Origin of the sequence: Amycolatopsis albispora (assembly GCF_003312875.1) — a bacterium.
Taxonomy (GTDB): domain Bacteria; phylum Actinomycetota; class Actinomycetes; order Mycobacteriales; family Pseudonocardiaceae; genus Amycolatopsis; species Amycolatopsis albispora.
This window is the reverse complement of the sequence record NZ_CP015163.1, coordinates 1,486,407-1,505,250: the sequence shown is the minus strand read 5'-3', so window position 1 is coordinate 1,505,250 and position 18,844 is coordinate 1,486,407. Positions and strand designations below refer to the sequence as shown.

Sequence of the window (18,844 nt, the reverse complement as noted above, 5' to 3'; positions counted from 1 at the left end):
GAAGGGACCCGGCATGAACCGGCTCGTCGTCGCCGCCCTGTGCGTGCTCTGCATGGTCGGCGGGATGCCCGCCACCGCCCAGGCGGCTTCGCCCGCGACGATCGACGGCGCGCGGCGGCACCAGCCCATCGACGGGTTCGGCTTCTCCGAGGCGTTCGGCCGGGCCGAGATCATGCGCGGGTCCCAGGGACTGTCCGAGCCGCGGCAGCGGGAGGTCCTCGACCTCCTGCTGTCCGGCGCCGGCGCGGCCCTGTCCATCCTGCGGCTGCACATCGTGTCGACCCCGGCCGGGTCGATCCAGCCGGAGGACCCCGGCGGGCCGGGCGCGGAGCCGCGTTACGTGTGGGACGGTGACAACGAAGGCCAAGTGTGGCTGGCCCGCGAAGCCAAGGCGTACGGCGTGAACCGCTTCTACGCCAACGCCTGGAGCGCGCCGGGCTACATGAAGACCAACGGCGACGAGGCGAACGGCGGCACGTTGTGCGGGCTGGCCGGAACGTCCTGCGCGAGCGGCGACTGGCGCACGGCGTACGCGAACTACCTGGTCAAGTACGCCGAGTTCTACGCGGGCGAGGGCATCCGGATCACCGATCTGGGGTTCACCAACGAGCCCGACTACACCGCGACCTACTCCTCGATGCGGTTCACCCCGGCGCAGGCCACCGAGTTCACCAAGGTGCTCGGGCCGATCGCGGCGACGGCCGGGCTCGCCGTGGCGTGCTGCAATTCGTTCGGCTGGACGCACCAGCGCGACTACACCGCCGCGATCGAGGCCGATCCGGTGGCGCGCGAGCTGGTCACCACGCACACCGGGCACACCTACGCCAGCCAGGTCACCGGCCCGCTGCCGACCTCGCGGCGGACGTGGATGTCGGAGTGGTCGCCGGACGGCACGACCTGGAACGAGAACTGGGACGACGGCAGCGGGTACGACGGGTTCACCGTCGCCAAGGCCGTGCACACCGCGCTGACCACCGGGAACACCTCCGGTTACGTGTACTGGTACGGGGCGTCGGTGGGGACCACGCGGGGCCTGATCCAGCTGGACGGTGATGGTTACCGCGTGTCGAAGCGGTTGTGGGCGCTGGCGAACTACAGCCGGTTCATCCGGCCGGGCGCCACGCGGATCGGCGCGGACACCGGTGACGGGAACCTGGCGCTGTCCGCCTTCCGCAATCCCGACGGCTCACTGGCGGTCGTCGCGCTCAACTCGGCGACGAGCCCCACCACGGTGTCGTACACCCTGCCGAACACCGGCGTCTCCCGCGGCACGGCGGTCCCCCACGTCACGGACAGCACTCGCGACACGGCGGCCTTGTCCCCGATCCGGGTGAGCGGCGGGCGGTTCACCGCTACGGTACCGGCGCGCTCACTGGTCACCTACCGCATCACCGGCGGCTAGCCGGGCACGCGCTTCCGCCAGCGCGAAGCCGAGCAGGTTCAGCCCTGGCCAGCGCGCCGGTTCGTCCCCGGTGGCGAGCAGAAACTCGCGCAGGTGCGGATGGCTGTGAGGATCGCCTTCGCCGAGGGGTGGTCGCCGAACAGCACGGCCTTGCGCCACATCAGGTAGTGCTCCGCCGTGGGAAAGACACGTCCGTCCACTTCGAACGGTTCCGGCCACCACTGGCTCAGGCAGCCGCGCCCGGCGCGTCCGTCCCGTTCGGGCTGGTGCCCCCCAGAAGAACAGGAACTTCACCCGGCCATCGTTCTTGAGGGTGGCCCGGTTTTCGCGTCGCCGAGTGCGGCACGCAGCGGGTATCGGCGGGCTTTGTGGCCCCAACCAGATCTTGTGTTTCCCCGCGTCCGCCACCGGCTCCTACCGTCGGGAACAGCGAAAACGTTCCGGCCACAAAGGAGAGAAAACATGAGCCTGCGCGACAAGGTGGCGGTCATCGCCGGCGGTGCGAAGAACCTCGGCGGCCTGCTGTCCACCACGCTCGGGCGAGGAGGGCGCGAAGGTGGTCGTCCACTACCACGGGGACGGCTCGGCCGCCGACGCCGAGAAGACCGTCGAGGCGGTGCGCGGCGCCGGTTCCGAAGCCGTCGCCGTGCAGGGCGACCTGACCAAGGTGGCCGACGTGCGGCGGTTGTTCGACACCGCCGTGGACACCTTCGGCGGCGCCGACATCGCGGTGAACACCACCGGCATGGTGCTGCGCAAGCCGATCCTGGACACCACCGAGGAGGAGTACGACCGCATGTTCGCGGTCAACGCCAAGGCGGCCTACTTCTTCATCCAGGAAGCCGGGCGGCGCCTGGCCGACCACGGCCGGATCATCAGCCTCGGCACCTCGCTGCTGGCCGCCTTCACCGACGGCTACGCCACCTACGCCGGCGGCAAGGCCCCGCTGGAGCACTTCACCAGGGCCGCCGCCAAGGAGTTCGCCGACCGCGGCATCTCGGTCAACGTGGTGGCCCCCGGCCCGATGGACACGCCGTTCTTCTACCCGCAGGAAACCCCCGAGCGGGTGGAGTTCCACAAGTCGCAGGCGATGGGCGGGCGGCTGACCCGGATCGAGGACATCGTGCCGATCATCCGGTTCCTGGCCACCGGCGGCGGCTGGTTCACCGGGCAGACGCTGTTCCCGAACGGGGGCTACACCACCCGCTGACGCCTACCATGCCGGACGTGGGCCTCGACCTGTACAAGCTGAACCACTTCGTCGCCGTCGCCGAGGAGGGCAGCTTCACCCGTGCCGCGGCACGCCTGCACCTGAGCCAGCAGGCGCTGTCGACCTCGGTGCGCACGCTCGAACGCGAGATCGGCGTCGCCCTGCTCGAGCGCGGTGCGACCGGCGTCACCGTGCTCCCGGCGGGCCAGGCGCTGATCGACGATGCCCGCGTCCTGCACGGTGTGGCCGCGTCGGCGGTGCAGCGGGCCCGCCGCATCGGGCGCGGTGAGCCGGAGCGCCTCCGCATCGGGCACACCCCGGCCGTCACCGGCGACGAGGTCATCTCCCTGCTGCGCCGGGCGCAAGCCGCGCATCCCGGGCTGGTCACCGACGTCAACCAGCGCTACCCCGCCGAACTCACCGCGCAACTGCTCGACGGGGAACTCGACCTCGGGCTGGGCCGTGCGCTGACCCCGGCGCACGGCCTGGTCCGCACCACGCTGATCCGGCAGCGGCTGCGCGTGGCCGTCGGCGCCGGGCACCCGCTCGCCGGGCAGCGCGAAGTCGAGCTGGCCGATCTCGCGGACGAGGAGATCACCGTGTGGGGGCAGCCGGGCCGGTCCGGCTACACCGATCTGCTGCTCAACCTGTGCCGCGACGCCGGGTTCGAGCCCCGCGTCCGCCGCAACCCGATCCAGGGCACACCGCCGGTGACCGCCGTGCTCGAAACCGACGGCATCGCCTTTGTCACCGCCTCCCCCGGCCCGGCCGCGGGCGACGCGGTCCGGGTGCTCGAACTGCGGCCGCCGGTGCACGTCCCGCTCCAGGCGCTCTGGCCGCAGCACAGCAATTCCGACGCCCGCGACGCCTTCCTCACCGCGTTCGCCTGAAACCTCACTGCTCCGGGCGCGCGTCCACGCAGATCAGGGTCTGCTGACCGGCGGCCACCAGCTTCGGCTGCCCGTCCCGCACGGCGAAGACCTCGAGGCGGCAGATGGTCAGCGTGCGGCCGGGCTTGAGCACCGTGCCGACCGCCTCCAGGTACTCGCCGATCGCCGGGGCCAGCAGGTTCATCTTGTATTCGACGGTGAGCACCGAGGTGTTCTCGGGGAACAGCGTGAACCCGGCGAAGCCGCCCGCGGTGTCGGCGATGGCGCTGGTCGCCCCGGCGTGGAAGTAGCCGTTCTGCTGGGTCACTTCCGGCCGCGCGGGCAGGGTGATGCGCACGGTGCCTTCCTCGATGCCGGTCAGGCGCGCGCCGAGATGGGTCATCAGCCCCTGGCGGTCGAAACTGGCCTGCACCCGCGCCCGCACCTCGGGGCTCACCTCTGCCACGCGCTCTCCTCGCCTTCGCCGGATCACCGTCCACTATGCAAGATCGTTCAGAGCCTGCCGGACGCGGGCGCCCGGCCGAGCCCGGCGACCACGGCCGCGGCGACGGCCAGCGCGCCACCCGCCCACATCACCGCGGTCACGCCCAGCCCGTCGGCGACCCGGCCACCCACCAGCGCACCCGCCGCGATGGCCGCGTTGAACACGCCGACGAACAACGCCGAACCCGCCTCCCGCGCGTGCGGCACCGACGCCAGCAGCCAGGTCTGCGTGCCCACCGAAACGCCGCCGTAGGCCAGGCCCCACACCACCATCAGCACGATCCCGCCACCGAGCAGCGGGATCAGCAGCACCGCGGCCGCCAGCACCACACCGAGCCCGGCCAGCGTCGCGCGCGGGGAACGGGCCGCCGCCCACCCGGCGGCGAAGTTGCCCGCCACCCCGGCGATCCCGTACCCCAGCAGCAGCGCACCGAGCCCGCTGTCCACACCGGACACTTCCGCCAATACCGGCCGCACGTAGGTGTAGGCGGCGAAGTGCCCGGTGACCAGCAGCGCCACCACGGCCAGTCCGGTGCCGGCACGCGGGTCGCCCACCAGCCGCAGCACCCCGCTCAGCCGCAGGCCCGGCTCGGCGGGCAGCGGCGGCAACAGCACCACGAGCGCGACCGCCACGGCCAGCGCCAGCACGGCCGCGACCAGGAACACCGTCCGCCAGTCCGCCAGCTCACCGAGATAGGTGCCCAGCGGCACACCCAGCACCGAGGCCACCGCGATCCCGCTGAAGATCAACGCGGTAGCTGACGGCCGTCCCGGCACCAGCCGCGCGCCGAGGCCCGCGGCGATGGCCCACACCCCGCCCATGCCGACGCCGACCAGCACCCGGCCCGCCACCATCACCCCGAACCCCGGCGACCACGCGGCCAGCAGATTGCCCAGCGCCAGCACCACCATCAGCGCGGCCAGCGCGAGGCGGCGGTCCAACCGGCCCAGCAGCGGGGTCAGCAGCGGCGCCGACACCGCGGCGACCAGTCCGGTGATGGTCAGCGTGAGCCCGGCGACGCCCTCGGTGACGCGCAGCGCCGAGCCGATCGGCGTGAGCAGCCCGACCGGCAGCATTTCGGAGGTGACGACGGTGAAGGTCGCGGCGGCCGTGGCCGCGACACCGAACCAGCCGCGCAGCGGGCGGGCGGTGTCCGTGAGTTGTGCCATGGGTCCAGCCAATCCGCCCTGAACAGCCGGAACAACGACCGATCCGTCATCGGTCGATTAGGCTGGCTCATGGACCGAGAGGGAGGTACCGGTGGGCGGGCTGGAGGTGCGCGAGCTGGAGTGCTTCCTCGTGCTGGCCGAGGAACTCCACTTCGGACGGACGGGCGAGCGCCTGTACCTGTCGCAGAGCCGGGTCAGCCAGCTGCTGCGTGCGCTGGAGAGCCGGATCGGCGCGCGGCTGGTCGAGCGGACCAGCCGCCGGGTGCGGCTGACCCCGCTGGGCGAGCAGTTCCTGGCCAGGGCCCGGCCCGCCTACGAGGAACTGCGCGCCGCGGTCGCCGACACCACCGCCGCCGCGCGCGGGGTGCGGGGCCTGCTGCGGCTGGGGTTCCAGGGCAGCGCGAACGACCAGCTGATGGCCGCGATCGCCCGGTTCGGCGAGCGGTGGCCCGGCTGCACGACCGAGGTGGTGGAGATCCCGCTGGCCGACCCGTTCGGCCCGCTGTACCGGCAGGAAGTGGACGCGGCGGTGGTGCTGCTGCCGGTGGACGAGCCGGATTTGGTGCTGGGGCCGATTTTTTCGCGGCAGCAGCAGACCCTCGCGGTGTCGGTGCGGCATCCCTTCGCTTCGCGTGCCTCGGTGGTGGCCGAAGACCTGGCCGACTGCGCGCTCATCGGGATCAAGGAACCGGCCCCGGCGTACTGGCGCGAGTTCCAAGCTCCCGCCCACACTCCGGCTGGCGCGCCCGTGCCACCCGGCCCGCTGGTGAGCACGTTGCAGGAAGGGCTGACGCTCGCCGCCGCGGGCCGGGGCGCGATGCTGCTGTGCCAGCCCACCGCCGAGCACCACCGCCGAGCCGCGCTCGCCTACCTGCCGGTCACCGGGCTGCCCGAATCCAGCCTGGGCCTGGTCTGGCGCCGGGAGCACGAGACCCCCGCCATCCGCGCCTTCGCCGAGGCGCTGGGTGAGATCGCCGCTCGCGCTGACCGCGCCCACCGGGCCGTTCCCCGTCGGCTGGTCGAGCCTGCACCTGCGTGACGAGTCACCGGCGGGCGGACCACCGGCTGCCTCGCCTGCGGCAGCACTGACGGTGATGGCGGGTCATTCAGTGGGTGGCGCGAGCACGATCACCGCGATGCACGCGCACCACCGGTCACCCGCTGCTGGCACGTCAGTTCGGCCTCCCGCCGCCGGAGGGCAGCCCCTCCCCACCACCCGCGGCACGCGGGTGACCAGGGCCTACGTCACCGCGTTCGCCGACCGCCACCTGCGCGGCCGGCCCGGCTCGCTGCTGGACCGGCCGTCGAAGGCCTATCCCGAGGTGCACCACTGGTCCCCGGCGGGCAGGGCGCCGTCGACCAGCCAGCGCGTGGCGAGTTCGTCGGCACACGGGTTGAGGCCCGGGTAGATCCCGTGCCCGCCCTCGTCCACGGTCACCAGCCGCGCCCGGCCGCCGAGCTGGGCCCGCAACCGCACCCCGGAGCTGTAGACCGTCGCCGGGTCGCGGAGGTTCTGCAGGATCAGGAACCGCGCCGGGCCGTGGCCGCTGATCTCGGTCGGCGCCTCACGCGGGGCGAGCGGCCAGCGGGCACACGGCGTGACGTTCGCGGTCATCGCGCCCACCATCGGATACCGTGCGCGGTCGGTGCGGACCGCGTGCTGGTAGTGCGCCAGCGAAGTCGGCCACCGCACGTCCCCGCAGGTGACCGCGAGATATCCGGCGACGAAGTTGTCACCCGGCGCGGGCGGGCCGCTCGGCGGCGGCGCTTCGCCGTTCGCCAGGTGCTGCCAGATTCCGGCAAGCGCGGGGAAAGCGGCGTCGCTGTACAGCTGGAACCGCGTCAGCTGGCGGAACACGTCCCCGTTGATCCCGGCGATCGGTGTCCGGTCGAGCCGGCCCGCGAGCGCGAAGTAGGTCGCGCGGACTTCGTCGACCGTGCGCCCGAGCCGGTAGGTCTCGTGCCTGGCCGCGGCCCACGCGCCGAAGTCGGGGAAGCGCAGTTCGGTACCCGGCCCCCAGCCGCGGAACTGCTCGCGCCACACCAGATCCGGGCTCGCGGCGCTGTCGAGCAGGAACCGGTCGGTGCGCGCCGGGAACAGTTCCGCGTAGACCACGCCGAGATAGGTGCCGTAGGACGTGCCGAAATAGGAGATCCGGCGCTCACCGAGTGCTTCGCGGATCCGGTCGAGGTCGCGGGCGGTGTTCCTGGTGGTCAGGTGGGGCAGGTTGTCCCCGCCCTTCGCCACGCATTTCTCCGCGATTTCCGTGGCCCGCCCAGCCTGCGCCACCACGTCGTCCGGGGTGTGGGCGTAGGTGCCGAAAGCGGTGGTCAGCTGCTCCGGGGAAAGGTCGCAGGTCACCGGAGCGCTGCGGCCGATCCCGCGGGGATCGAACCCGACGAGGTCGTAGGAATCCAGCAGGCTCCGCGGCACTCCCCGGTTCGCGATGACCGCCGGAAGGTCGAGCCCGGCCAGCCCTGGACCACCCGGATTGACCAGCAGCACTCCGCGTCGCCGGGCCGGATCGGCGCTGCGCAACCGCGAAACCGCGATTTCGAGCTGGGCTCCGCCTGGTTCGCGGTAATCCACGGGCACGCGGAGCACGCCGCATTCAAGCCCGGGCGCGGACGGCGACGGACAACTCCCCCACTCGATTTCCGGCGTTTCCCCGGCCGCTGCCGCACCGCTGGTGAACAGACCGGCAACGAGCACACCGACCACGGCCACGGCGGTTTTCCTGGACTTCTTCACGGTTCACCTCTCCCCTGGGTTCACCGGAAAGCGTCGCGGAACCGCCGGGGTGGCAACCACGGTGCACTCCCCCGCTTCCGTGGTGAGGCAGGCCCTAGTCCGGGCCGCGCGGGGTGAGCAGGCCGCGGTGGAAGCCTTCGGTGACGGCGGCCGCGCGGTCGTTGACGCCGAGCTTGCCGTAGATGCTGAGCAGGTGGGACTTGACGGTGGCTTCGGTGACAAACAGCTTCGCCGCCGCCTCGCGGTTGGTGTTTCCGGCGGCGACCAGCCGCAGCACCTCGAGTTCACGCGCGCTGAGCGGTCCGGTGGCGGGCGTGCGCACGCGGTTCATCAGCAGCGCGACCGCCGACGGCGCGAGCACCGCCTCACCCCGCGCGGTCGCCCGGACCGCGCGCAGCAGTTCGTCGCGCGGGGCGTCCTTGAGCAGGTAGCCGGTGGCGCCCGCCTCGATCGCGGGCAGCACGTGGCTGTCGGTGTCGTAGGTGGTGAGCACCAGCACACGCGCGCCGCCCGCGGCCAGTTCGCGGGTGGCGCTCACACCGTCCACGCCCGGCATGCGCAGGTCCATCAGCACCACGTCCGGCCGCAGCGTCCCGGCGAGCCGGATCGCCTCGGCACCGTCGCCGGCCTCGCCGACCACCTCGAATTCGGGATCACGCCCGAACAGGCTGCTCAGCCCGTCCCGGACCACCGGGTGGTCGTCCACGATCAGCAGCCGGATCACGCGACCGGCACCCTGGCCGAGATGCCCGCGCCCGCCCCGGGCGCCGACTCGATCCGCAGCGTGCCGGACAGCTCCTCGATCCGCTGCCGCATAGCGACCAGCCCGAACCCGCCCGCGCGGACCGGGTCGAAGCCGCTGCCGTCGTCACGCACGTCCAGCGCCACCTCCTCGTCCAAATAGGACAGTGTCACGCCCACGCGGTTCGCCCGCGCGTGCCTGGCCACGTTGGCCAGCGCCTCCTGCGCGGCCCGGAGCAGGGCGACCTCGGCCTCCGGCCGCAGCGGCCGCACGGTGCCGGTGGTGGTGACCTGGACCGGGACGCCGTGCAGCGCCGACCAGCGCTCGGCCACGCTCGCCAGCGCCTCGCCCAGCCTGGCCGTCCGCAGCGAATCCGGCCGCAGCGCGTCCACCGAGCGGCGCGCCTCGGTCAGGCTCTCCCTGGCCAGGCCGGCCGCGGTGACCACGTGCCGTCGCATGTCCCCGGGCTCGGCGTGCTCGGCGGCGCGGAGCTGGCTGATGATGCCGGTGAGCCCCTGCGCCAGGGTGTCGTGGATCTCCCGCGCCATCCGGTCCCGTTCCTCGTGCACCCCGGCGGTCTTGGCCTGCGCCACCAGCTGCTCGTGCAGCACGGCGTTCTCCGCCAGTATCCGCAGCCGCTCGGCGTTCTGCTGGTCGCTGCGCCAGGCGTACCAGGCGAACAGGCACAGCGGCAGCACGTTCGCGGCCACCACGGCACCGTAGATCAGCAGCCCGGCGGGCGTGCCCTTCTGCACGCCGTACGCCTGCGCGGTGCCCGCGACCACGGAAACCGCCGCCACCCCGCCCAGCCGCCACGGCCACCGCAGCACCAGGAACGTGAAGAGGTACGCGGCGGGTGTGAAGAAGCCGAACCACGGCGCCCGGAACACCAGCACGGCCAGGAGCACGATCAGCCCGGCGCAGAACACCGCCATCACGCCGGGGCACTCGCGCCAGTCGGGCCGCAGCGTGTACAGCGCCAGGATCCAGCCCGCCATCAGCGCGCACAGCACCAGCTCCGCCACCGGCGACTGGCCTTCGGACACCCGAAGCACCACCGTCAGCCCCGCCAGCGCCGCCAGCAGGCCGTACGGCACCACCCCGGTCGCCCAGTCCATGCGCACCCCTCCCCGCCACCATCATGGCCGGTCAGCCCGACAGTTCGACGCCCAGGGCGTGCCCGAACACCCCGCGCGGGTCCCAGCGTGCCTTGATCCGCCGCAGCCGCGGGTAGTTGTCCTTGTAGTACAGCGTCCGCGCCGGCACCCCGGAGGCGTTCCACGCCGGATCGAGCAGATCGACGTCCGGATAGTTGATGTAGGAGCCGTCGTTGATCTCCCCGGGCACCGGCACCCCGCCGGTGGCGAGGTAGACGTCGCGGTAGAACTCCCGGACCCAGGTGAGGTGGGCCTCGTCACCGCCTTTGTCGGCCCACGCGGTGAAGTAGACCGCCTTCATCACCACGTCGCGCTGCGCGATCGCGGTGGCCTCCGGCGCCACCGCGCGGATCTGGCCGCCGTAGCCGATCAGCAGCAAACCGGAGGCCGGGGTGCCGGTGTTGTTCGTCAGGTGCCGGTGGATGGCGGCGAGCTGGTCGCCGTCGGGTGCGCGGCGGAAGTAGGCGGCCTTGTTCTTGTACCGGCGCGTGCCCGCGTCGCCGGATTCGCCGGTGCCCGGCCAGGTCAGCTTGTGCAGCCACGAGTGCCGTCGCCGCAGGTCCTCGATCGGCTTGACTCCGGTGCCCGCGGTCAGCGCGGCGACGAACTCGCCGACCAGTTCGTCGGCGCCGGGCAGGCCGCCGTCGATCTGCACGGCCAGCGAGAAGTACCCGCTGCTGCGGTGGGTCAGCAGCAGGATCGCGTACAGCCCGGCGGCCCGCCCGCCCGGCTCGCTGTGCTGCTCGTGCCAGGCACCGAAGTTCCGCAGCAGCGTGGTGAACGCCTGCTCGGTCATGTCCTCCCACGACCACGCGAGCACGCACTCCAGCATTTCACCGGGTGAAGCGGGCAGCAGCCGCTCGCCGGTGGCGCCGGGCGAGCGCAGCCAGTACCGGGTGACCACGCCGAAGTTCCCGCCGCCACCGCCGGTGTGCGCCCACCACAGGTCGTGGTGGGGGTCGCCGGGTTCGCGGGTGGCGACCACCACGCGGGCGCCGTCGCGATCGGCGACCACCACTTCGACGCCGTACAGGTGGTCGACCACCGAGCCGTGGCGGCGGGACAGCGCCCCGTACCCGCCACCGGCGAAGTGCCCGCCGGCGCCGACCGCCGGGCAGCTGCCGCCGGGGATCGTCACGCCCCAGCCCTGGTAGAGCCGCCGGTACACCCGGCCGAGCGTGGCTCCCGGCTGCACCGAGAACGCACGCATCGCCGGGTCGTAGCCGACTTCGTCCATCGGTGAGAGGTCGAGCAGCACCTTGACCGCGGGGTCGGCGGTGAAGTTCTCGAAGCAGTGGCCACCGCTGCGTGGCGCGACCCGCCGCCCGGAGCGCACCGCGTCGGACACCGCCCGCACCACCTGCCCGGCGGATCCGGCCACGCGGATCTCGTCCGGCTGCCCGGTGAACCGGAAGTTGTTGCCGCGCAACAGGTTCTCGTACCTCGGATCACCGGGCCGGATCGACACCGGCGCCGCTGGTTCCCCGGCCACGGCCGGAACCGCGCTCCCCACCAGCCCGGCTCCCGCCGCCGCACCCGCTCCGGTGAGCAGCAGCCGCCTGCTCACCTCGTGCCGTTCGGTCATCCCGCTCCCCTTCGCCGGTGGACCCCACCACCGTTCCAGCGAAGGCCACGGACCCGCATCGGTGATCCGGCGGGAAAGCACGGCTGAACCCGCACTCCACCGATCGGCTGAGGCGCGTCCACCTCACCGGGCGCCGATGATCTCCTCGGCAACCCACTTCACGACACCATCCGGATACGGATCAGCCAAACCCAGCACGATATGCCCGAAACCCGCACCTTCCGCCTCCACGACCGCCGCCCGCGTCTCCCCCGGCCGTTCGTAGGAGACCGGCAGGTAGATCGAGCGGGTGATCGCCGCCGGGTCGCGCCCGATCTCCGTGCAGTACCGGTCCAGCAGCTTGCTGCGGCTAATCGCGGCTGCGATGTCCTCGATGCCCCCGCCCGGCATGTTCCACAGGTCGGCGTGCTCGGCCACCACCCGCAGCGTCGCGGACGAGCGGCCGCCGATCATGATGGGCGGGTGCGGCCGCTGCACCGGTTTCGGGTTCCCGTACGCACCGGCCAGCCGGACGTGCGCGCCGTCGAAGTCGAACGGCTCCTCCTCCGTCCACAAGCGACGGATGACCGCGCACGCCTCGGCCAGGCCCGCCACCGCATGGGCCGCGTCGTGGTACGGCAGGCCGTGTGCGTCGTACTCGCGCCGGGCCAGCGGGTGGCTCGGGCGTGAACCGGCGCCGATGCCGAAGTCGAGCCGTCCACCGGAAACCTGGTCCACCGTGGTGGCGATCTTCGCCAGCAGCGCGGGCGGCCGGAACCGGTTGCTGGTGACCAGCACGCCCAGCCGCAGCCGGCGCGTCCGCGCGGCCAGTGCCGAAAGCAGCGTCCAGCCTTCGAGGATCGGCCCGGCGGGGTCACCGCCGATCGGCATGAAGTGGTCGAACACCCACGCGTGCTGGATCTCCGGGACCGCGTCGGCCTCGGTCCACACCCGCAGGATGTCCTCATAGGACACTTGCTGCTGTGCGGTCATGATGCCGAAGGCGGTGCCCATCATCGCCTCCGCAGCTTCGCGTCGAGCAGTGCTGGCGGGGTGTCGTGCTTCTCGTCCGGAGCGAGGTCGATCCCGGGCGCGACGATCTCGTCGATCGCGTCGAGCACGTCACCGGACAGCACGGTGTCCGCGGCGGCGAGCTGCGACTCCAGGTGGCCCACCGTGCGCGGGCCGATCAGCGCGCTGGTCACCGCCGGGTGCGCGGTGACAAAACCGAGCGCGAGCTGGATCATCGTCAGCCCGGCGTCGGCGGCGACCTTGGCCAGCCGCTCGACCGCCGCCAGCTTGGCCTGGTTGACCGGCAGCGAGGTGTCGAACCGCTGCGGCAGCGTGGACGAGCGGTTGGTGGTGATCTCCTGGCCTTCGCGGACCGCGCCGGAGAGCCAGCCCGACGCCAGCGGGCTCCACGCCAGCACGCCCATGCCGTACTCCTCGGTCACCGGCAGCACGTGGGCCTCCACCCCGCGCTGCAGGATCGAGTACGGCGGCTGCTCGGTGACGTACCGCCCGAGGTTCCCCGCCCGCGCGGCCCACTGCGCCTGCACGATGCGGTACGCCGGGAAGGTCGACGAGCCGAAGTAGCGGATCTTCCCGGCCTGCCGCAGGTCCGTCAGCGCCGACAGGGTTTCCTCGTCGCTGGTGGCCGGGTCCCAGCGGTGCATCTGGTACAGGTCGACGTGGTCGACGCCGAGGCGCCGCAGGCTGTTCTCCAGTTCGGTGACCAGCCAGCGGCGCGAAGTGCCGCGGTGGTTGCGGTCCTCGTCCATCGGCATGGCGGCCTTCGTGGCCAGCACGAGGTCGTCGCGGCGGCCCGCGATGGCCCGGCCGACCATCTCCTCCGACTCGCCCCGCCCGTACATGTCGGCCGTGTCGATCAGGTTGATCCCGGCGTCCAGCGCGCCGTCGACGATGGCGGTGGCCTCGTCCTGGGTGGTGCGCCCGATCGCGCCGAAGTTCATCGCGCCGAGCGCCAGCGTGCTGACCTGCACACCGGTGCGCCCCAAGGTGCGGTACTGCATGAGCGTGCCCTCCATGGCATCATGAGCAACCGGAACGTTGCTCCGTTAACCATACGGAGCACTGTTCCGCTTTGCAACCCCGGAGGTGGAGGCACGGTGACGGACGGCAAGGGCACCCGGTCCAAGCGCGCGGACGCGCGGCGCAACGAGGAGACGCTGCTCGACGCGGCGGCCGCGGTTTTTGTGGCTTCGGGCGTGGACGCGCCGGTGCGCGACATCGCCGCCAAGGCGGGCGTCGGCATGGGCACCATCTACCGGCACTTCCCGACCAGGGCGGACCTGATCATCGCCGTTTACCGGCACCAGGTCGAAGCCTGCGCGGAAGCCGGGCCCGCGCTGCTGGCGGCGAACGCGTCGCCGTACACCGCGCTGGCGCGCTGGATCGACCGGTTCGTCGAGTTCCTGGTCACCAAGCACGGCCTCGCCGCCGTGCTGCAGTCCGACGAAGCCGGGTTCGAGGCGCTGCACACCTACTTCCTCGACCGCCTGGTGCCGGTGTGCGCCCAGCTGCTCGACGCCGCGTCAGCCGCCGATGAGATCCGCACCGATCTGCGGGCCATCGAGCTGATGCGCGGGGTCGGCAACCTCTGCATCGGCGGCGGGCCGGACTACGACGCGAAGCGGCTGGTGAAGGTCCTGATCGCGGGCCTGCGCGCGGATCACTCGTAGAAGGCCGCGAGCAGCTCCGCGTTGTTGGCGGCCACGACGTTGCGCTTGACCTTCATCGACGGGGTCAGCTCACCGGACTCGATGCTGAGGTCCTCGTCGAGGATCTCCCACTTCTTGACCGTCTCCCAGCGGTTGAGGCCCGCGTTGAGCTGGTCGACGTACCCGGCGACCATCGCGCGTGCCTCGTCCGAGCGGATGATCTCCTGGTAGCTCTTGCCCGCCATGCCGTTCTCCCCCGCCCACGACGCCATCGCGTCCGGGTCGAGCGTGATCAGCGCGACCACGAAGTTGCGCTCGGCGCCGAACACCAGGAACTGGCTGGCGTACGGGCAGATCGCGGCGAACTTCGACTCGATCGCGGTGGGCGCGACGTACTTCCCGCCGGAGGTCTTGAACAGGTCCTTGATGCGGCCGGTGATGGTGAGGAAGCCGTCCTCGTCGAGGCTGCCCTGGTCGCCGGTGCGCAGCCAGCCGTCCTCGGTGAACGCGTTCGCCGTCTCCTCGGGGAGGTTGTGGTACCCGGCCATGATGTGCGGGCCGCGCAGCAGCACCTCGTCGTTCTCGCCGATCTTGACCTCGGCACCCGGCAGCGCGCGCCCGACGGTGCCGAACCGGTTGGTGTCCGGGTGGTTGACCGCGGCGCCCGCGGTGTTCTCGGTCATGCCGTAGCCCTCGAGAATGAGGATGCCCGCGGCGTGGAACCACTGCGCGATGTCGCGGTTGAGCGCCGCCGAGCCGGAGATGAAGAACCGCACGCGGCCGCCGAAGCGCTCACGCACCTTGCTGAACACGAGCTTGTCGAACAACGCGTGCCGCACCTTGAGCGGCAGCGGAACGGGCTTGCCCTGGCGCTGGAGTTCGTCGAACCGCAGCCCGTCCTCGAACGCCTTGGTGAACAGCTTCTCCTTCACGCCGCCCTCGGCGGCCTGCATGGTCTGGATGCGGGCGTAGGCCTTCTCGAAGATGCGCGGGGCGGCGCCCATGAAGGTCGGTTTCACCGCCGCGCAGTTGTCCACGATCTTCTCGACGCGGCCGTCGATCGCGGTGGCGAACCCGCACGCGAGCTGCGCGGACAGCAGCACCTTGCCGAACGCGTGCGCCATCGGCAGCCACAGCAGCTGCAGGTCGCGCTCGTCGAGGATGTTCTGGACGCGGATCGCCGCGCCTTCGTAGACCCAGCCGCGGTGCCGCAGACGCACGCCCTTCGGCTTGCCGGTGGTGCCGGAGGTGTAGATCAGCGTGGCCAGCTGGTCGGGCTCGATGGCCGCGGCGGTCTCCTCGACCACACCGGGGTGCTCGGCGAGATAGGCATCCCCGAGTTCGGCGAGCGCGTCCATGGTGAGCACGAAGTCGCCGTCGGCCGTGCCGTCGAAGGTGACCACTTTGGACAGTCGCGGCAGGGAGTCGCGGTGCTCGGTGACCTTGGCGAGCTGGGCGTCGTCCTCGGCGAAGAGCACGCGGCACTCCGAGTCACCGAGGATGTAGGCGGTGTCCTCGGCGTTCGTGCTCGGGTAGACCGTGGTGGTCGCGCCACCGGCGCACATCACCGCGAGGTCGGCGAGAATCCATTCGTAGCGCGTGCCCGAGGCGATGCCGACGCGCTGCTCGGGTTCGAGGCCGAGCGCCAGCAACCCGGCGGCGAGGCGGCGCACCTGGTCGCTGCTTTCCTGCCAGGTCACCGACTTCCAGCCGTCGCCGGCCGGGTAGCGGAACGCCTCCAGGTCCGGGGTTTCGGCCACCCGGTTGAGGAACTGCACGGCCACGTTGGGCTCGAGCTGGTCGACGAAGTCGGCGGTCATGGTGCTCCTCGTTTCGTGCGTTTCCTCGGGTGGTCAGCGGCCGGTCCAGACCGGGGTGCGCCGCTCCGCGAAGGCCGCGACGCCTTCGCGCGCGTCGTCGGAGAGCAGTACGGGACCAGCCAGCTCGCTCTGGCGGGCGAAGCCTTCTTCGGCGGTCCAGCCGGGCGCGGCGTCGATCAGTTCCTTGCCCACGCGCACGGACAGCGGCGCGTTCGCGGCGATGCGGTCGGCCAGTTCCAGAGCCGCGTCGAGTGCGGTGCCGGGCGGCACCACGCGGTTGACCAGGCCGAGTTCGGCGAGCCGGGTGGCGGGCAGCGGTTCGGCGACCAGCGCGAGTTCGAGCGCGACGCTCCTGGGCAGCCTGGCCGCCGTCCGCCAGAGCCCGCCCGCGGCCGCCAGCAGACCGCGTTTTGCCTCGGGGAGGCCAAAAACCGCGTCCTCGGCGGCCACGATCAGGTCGGCGCACAGTGCCAGCTCGAACCCGCCCGCGAGCGCCGCGCCTTCGACGGCGGCGATGGTCGGCTTGGCGGGTGGCTCGGCGGTCAGCCCGAGCGGGCCGCGGCGGTCGGTGACCGGCACGGCACCGCGGTTCGCCTCGGCCAGGTCCATGCCAGCGCAGAACGTGCCCCCGGCACCGGTCAGCACCAGCACGCGGACGGCCGGATCGGCTTCGGCGTCGTTCACCGCCTGTTCCAGCGCGAGCGCCAGGCGCCGGTTCACCGCGTTGCGGACGGCGGGCCGGTCGAGCGTGATCACCGAGATCCCGGTGCCGCGGCGTTCGGTGCGCACGGGCGCGGGTGGCGGCGGTGGCAGTTCGTGGCGCGAGTCGTCGAGCACCTCGATCCGGCCGTCAGCCAGCCGGACTCGGCGGCGCACAAGATCGACGCCGTGCAGTTCCGGTTCCTCGCGCCGCAGCAGGACACGCGCGCCGTCGTCGGTGAGCACGCTCAGCAGCATCGCTTCGGGTTCGCCGTCACGCCGGTGCACCAGCGTTGCCGCTTCGACCACCCCGGCACCGTCCCATTCGGTCAGTGCGGGCCGGGTGGCCGGCCGGGGGAACGCCGGTCGCAGGTGTGCGAACGCCCGGTCCGGCGGCGTCGCGGAGTAGACGCCGACCGCGTGCTTGGTCGCGTACCAGCCCAGCGACGTGGTGAGCCCGACCTCGTCCGGCGCGGCCCGCAGCCGCGGCACGATCGACGCCACCGCGTGCGTTCCGTAGTTGTTGCCCGGCCCGCCCGCCGAGGTGAGCCCGCCGGTGACGGTCAGCGGGCGTGCCGGGTCGTCCCACGGCAGGCCGAGCGCGTTGGCCGCCAGCTGAACGGCGGACGGGAAGCACGAGTAGAGGTCCACCGGGCCAAGGTCGGCCGGTTTGACGCCCGCGTGCCCGAGCGCCGCGGCCCCGGCGGCCGCGATGGCCGGGGATTCGGCGAGCGAAGCGCGTTCGGAGACAAACCACTCCTCGGTGGCCGATGCCCCGGCGTGCACAAAAACCCAGCGGTCCTGCGGAATGCCCGCCGCCCGCGCGGCCGCCGCGCTCGTCACGATCACCGCGGCCGCGAGATCGACCTGCAGATTGGCGCACATGAGCTTGGTGTACGGGTCGCTGACCCACCGGTTGCGCTCACCCGGCGTCGCGATCTCCTCCGCCGTGCGCGCGGTCCGGTCCCACGCGTACGGGTTTTCGGCGGCCACCTGCGACATCCGCGCCCAGAGCGCGGCGATGCGGGCGCGGTGCTCGCCGGGCGCGGTGCCCTCGCGACCCCGCAGCGCCGACTCCAGCAGCGGGTAGACGAAGATCGGCGCGCCGAGTCCCACGGCCGTCTCGGCCTCGTTGTTGGCGGGCCGGTCCAGCCCGATCTTCCGGTGGGGCGCGGCCGACGCGGGCTGCCGGGTCCAGCGGGGTTCACCGGTCAGCGCGGCCATCGTGGCACCGGCCTCGGCACCCGAGATGACGGCGATGTCCGCGCGGCCGTCGACGATCTCCTGGGCGGCGTCGTTGACCGCGAGCTGTCCGCCGTCGCCGCCCTGGGCGCTGGTCTGCACGGTGGTCGCGCGCGAAGCACCGACCAGCCCGGCGACCGCGCCCGCCTGGTCGGGATAACTCCACGAAGCACTCGGCACCGCGTAGACCAGATCGGCCTGCGCCAGCAGATCCACCTCCGCGCCCGAGTCGGCGGCGGCCGCGCGCAAGGCTTCGACGGCCAGATCGACCGGCTCGCGTGGTGCGGACAGGTCCGGCGTCCGGTTGACCACCTGCCCGACACCGACCACCACGGGGGTGTGCGGATCGAGCAGCTTTCCGGTCCGCTCATGGTGAATCGGCTCGCTCGGCACGGACAGCCGCCGCACCGGGGCGTCGCCCACGAGCCCCGCGAGCGCGGCCAGTGAGTCGGTCAGTGCCTGCTCGACACTGCGCACGGCCGTCGAACCGACGGGACCACGCACCGGTGACCCGTCCAGCGCGGCGTCCAGCCGAACCACCGAGCCGTCCGCTGCCGGGCGGACCGTGCACCACAGGCCCAGCGTGATGCCCATCGGACCGGTCCCGCGCAACGCGAACCCGTCGTCGTCCGCCCGTTCGACCACCCACCTCGCCTGCGCGGGGATGTCCATCAGCCGGATCTGCTGCACGAACTCCGCGCCCGGCTCGATCCGCTCCGGCCGTTCACCCCGCCAGGCCGCGTGCAGGGTCAGCCACTCGTGGGTGCGGTCGAGGTCGCGGGCGAGCGCGGTCACCGCGGCGGGTTCGGCGGCGACCGCACCCCGCGCGGTCACGTGGCGCGCGTAACCGTCGATTCCGGCGGGCGCGGGCACCTCCGGCAGACCGGCCGGGGCCGCACCGCGCGAGCGCGCGAACGCGCCACGCACCAGCGCGCCGGCCAGCGTCCTGGCGGTACGCCACCTGCTCATCGCTCACCTTCCGCAAACCAGTCCGGTCAGACTGTTCGGCGATCGTGCCATTACAGTGGCCCG

At 72.3% G+C, this 18,844-nt stretch carries 16 protein-coding genes; 5 read left to right on the top strand and 11 right to left on the bottom strand.

The window, feature by feature from the left end:
• Positions 1-13: 13 nt before the first annotated feature.
• Positions 14-1,402, top strand: coding sequence for a glycoside hydrolase family 30 protein (locus A4R43_RS07270; RefSeq protein ID WP_113691611.1), 1,389 nt, complete (start codon positions 14-16; stop codon positions 1,400-1,402).
• A gap of 38 nt (positions 1,403-1,440) precedes the next feature.
• Here A4R43_RS07270 and A4R43_RS44595 read toward each other — a convergent pair whose 3' ends face one another.
• Positions 1,441-1,602, bottom strand: coding sequence for an NADAR family protein (locus tag A4R43_RS44595; RefSeq protein ID WP_335645147.1), 162 nt, complete (start codon positions 1,600-1,602; stop codon positions 1,441-1,443).
• A gap of 299 nt (positions 1,603-1,901) precedes the next feature.
• On the opposite strand from A4R43_RS44595, the gene A4R43_RS07260 reads away from it, so the two are divergent.
• A complete protein-coding gene (locus tag A4R43_RS07260; protein WP_236808818.1) occupies positions 1,902-2,612 on the top strand; it encodes an SDR family oxidoreductase in 711 nt (236 codons plus the stop codon).
• A gap of 17 nt (positions 2,613-2,629) precedes the next feature.
• Entirely contained in the window at positions 2,630-3,502 is an 873-nt protein-coding gene (locus A4R43_RS07255; protein WP_113697402.1) for a LysR substrate-binding domain-containing protein, read from the top strand.
• Between the two features lie 4 nt (positions 3,503-3,506).
• Here the strand turns inward: A4R43_RS07255 and A4R43_RS07250 are convergent, their stop codons facing one another.
• Together A4R43_RS07250 and A4R43_RS07245 are read right to left on the bottom strand one after the other, a co-directional pair.
• Positions 3,507-3,947 (bottom strand): PaaI family thioesterase, encoded by a 441-nt coding sequence (locus A4R43_RS07250; protein ID WP_205215262.1) that lies wholly within the window; start codon positions 3,945-3,947, stop codon positions 3,507-3,509.
• A 47-nt stretch (positions 3,948-3,994) separates the two neighbouring features.
• Complete coding sequence (locus tag A4R43_RS07245; protein ID WP_113691610.1) at positions 3,995-5,155, bottom strand: MFS transporter; 1,161 nt, start codon at positions 5,153-5,155, stop codon at positions 3,995-3,997.
• 91 nt (positions 5,156-5,246) lie between these two features.
• On the opposite strand from A4R43_RS07245, the gene A4R43_RS07240 reads away from it, so the two are divergent.
• On the top strand, positions 5,247-6,194 hold the full coding sequence (locus A4R43_RS07240) for a LysR family transcriptional regulator (RefSeq protein ID WP_113691609.1): 948 nt from the start codon (positions 5,247-5,249) through the stop codon (positions 6,192-6,194).
• A 273-nt stretch (positions 6,195-6,467) separates the two neighbouring features.
• On the opposite strand, the gene A4R43_RS07230 is transcribed toward A4R43_RS07240, so the two are convergent.
• The 6 genes from A4R43_RS07230 to A4R43_RS07205 all read right to left on the bottom strand — a co-directional run bounded on the left by A4R43_RS07230 (position 6,468) and on the right by A4R43_RS07205 (position 13,403).
• Positions 6,468-7,907 carry an alpha/beta hydrolase gene (locus A4R43_RS07230; protein WP_162788356.1) on the bottom strand — a complete coding sequence of 480 codons (1,440 nt, stop codon included), beginning with the start codon at positions 7,905-7,907 and terminating at the stop codon, positions 6,468-6,470.
• Positions 7,908-8,001: 94 nt separating this feature from the next.
• Entirely contained in the window at positions 8,002-8,631 is a 630-nt protein-coding gene (locus A4R43_RS07225) for a response regulator transcription factor (RefSeq protein ID WP_113691607.1), read from the bottom strand.
• Positions 8,628-9,767 carry a sensor histidine kinase gene (locus A4R43_RS07220; RefSeq protein WP_113691606.1) on the bottom strand — a complete coding sequence of 380 codons (1,140 nt, stop codon included), beginning with the start codon at positions 9,765-9,767 and terminating at the stop codon, positions 8,628-8,630. Before A4R43_RS07220 ends, A4R43_RS07225 begins: the two co-directional genes overlap by 4 nt.
• Before the next feature lie 31 nt (positions 9,768-9,798).
• Positions 9,799-11,391 carry an FAD-binding oxidoreductase gene (locus tag A4R43_RS07215; RefSeq protein ID WP_113691605.1) on the bottom strand — a complete coding sequence of 531 codons (1,593 nt, stop codon included), beginning with the start codon at positions 11,389-11,391 and terminating at the stop codon, positions 9,799-9,801.
• Positions 11,392-11,514: 123 nt separating this feature from the next.
• A complete protein-coding gene (locus A4R43_RS07210; protein ID WP_113691604.1) occupies positions 11,515-12,384 on the bottom strand; it encodes an LLM class flavin-dependent oxidoreductase in 870 nt (289 codons plus the stop codon).
• Positions 12,384-13,403 (bottom strand): aldo/keto reductase, encoded by a 1,020-nt coding sequence (locus tag A4R43_RS07205; RefSeq protein ID WP_113697399.1) that lies wholly within the window; start codon positions 13,401-13,403, stop codon positions 12,384-12,386. Before A4R43_RS07205 ends, A4R43_RS07210 begins: the two co-directional genes overlap by 1 nt.
• Positions 13,404-13,499: 96 nt before the next feature.
• On the opposite strand from A4R43_RS07205, the gene A4R43_RS07200 reads away from it, so the two are divergent.
• Positions 13,500-14,072 (top strand): TetR/AcrR family transcriptional regulator, encoded by a 573-nt coding sequence (locus A4R43_RS07200; protein ID WP_236808816.1) that lies wholly within the window; start codon positions 13,500-13,502, stop codon positions 14,070-14,072.
• Here the strand turns inward: A4R43_RS07200 and A4R43_RS07195 are convergent.
• Both A4R43_RS07195 and A4R43_RS44590 read right to left on the bottom strand, forming a co-directional pair.
• Complete coding sequence (locus A4R43_RS07195) at positions 14,063-15,871, bottom strand: AMP-dependent synthetase/ligase (protein ID WP_113691602.1); 1,809 nt, start codon at positions 15,869-15,871, stop codon at positions 14,063-14,065. The genes A4R43_RS07200 and A4R43_RS07195 overlap by 10 nt on opposite strands.
• A 33-nt stretch (positions 15,872-15,904) precedes the next feature.
• On the bottom strand, positions 15,905-18,781 hold the full coding sequence (locus tag A4R43_RS44590; RefSeq protein ID WP_113691601.1) for a type II toxin-antitoxin system Rv0910 family toxin: 2,877 nt from the start codon (positions 18,779-18,781) through the stop codon (positions 15,905-15,907).
• Between the last annotated feature and the right edge of the window lie 63 nt (positions 18,782-18,844).

Excerpts from the sequence above, each read along its gene's own strand:
- A4R43_RS07270 (WP_113691611.1), top strand. The coding sequence starts at position 14 with ATGAACCGGCTCGTCGTCGCCGCCCTGTGCGTGCTCTGCATGGTCGGC.
- A4R43_RS07245 (WP_113691610.1), bottom strand. The coding sequence starts at position 5,155 with ATGGCACAACTCACGGACACCGCCCGCCCGCTGCGCGGCTGGTTCGGT.
- A4R43_RS07220 (WP_113691606.1), bottom strand. The coding sequence starts at position 9,767 with ATGGACTGGGCGACCGGGGTGGTGCCGTACGGCCTGCTGGCGGCGCTG.
- A4R43_RS07215 (WP_113691605.1), bottom strand. The coding sequence starts at position 11,391 with ATGACCGAACGGCACGAGGTGAGCAGGCGGCTGCTGCTCACCGGAGCG.
- A4R43_RS07210 (WP_113691604.1), bottom strand. The coding sequence starts at position 12,384 with ATGGGCACCGCCTTCGGCATCATGACCGCACAGCAGCAAGTGTCCTAT.
- A4R43_RS07205 (WP_113697399.1), bottom strand. The coding sequence starts at position 13,403 with ATGCAGTACCGCACCTTGGGGCGCACCGGTGTGCAGGTCAGCACGCTG.
- A4R43_RS07195 (WP_113691602.1), bottom strand. The coding sequence starts at position 15,871 with ATGACCGCCGACTTCGTCGACCAGCTCGAGCCCAACGTGGCCGTGCAG.
- A4R43_RS44590 (WP_113691601.1), bottom strand. The coding sequence starts at position 18,781 with ATGAGCAGGTGGCGTACCGCCAGGACGCTGGCCGGCGCGCTGGTGCGT.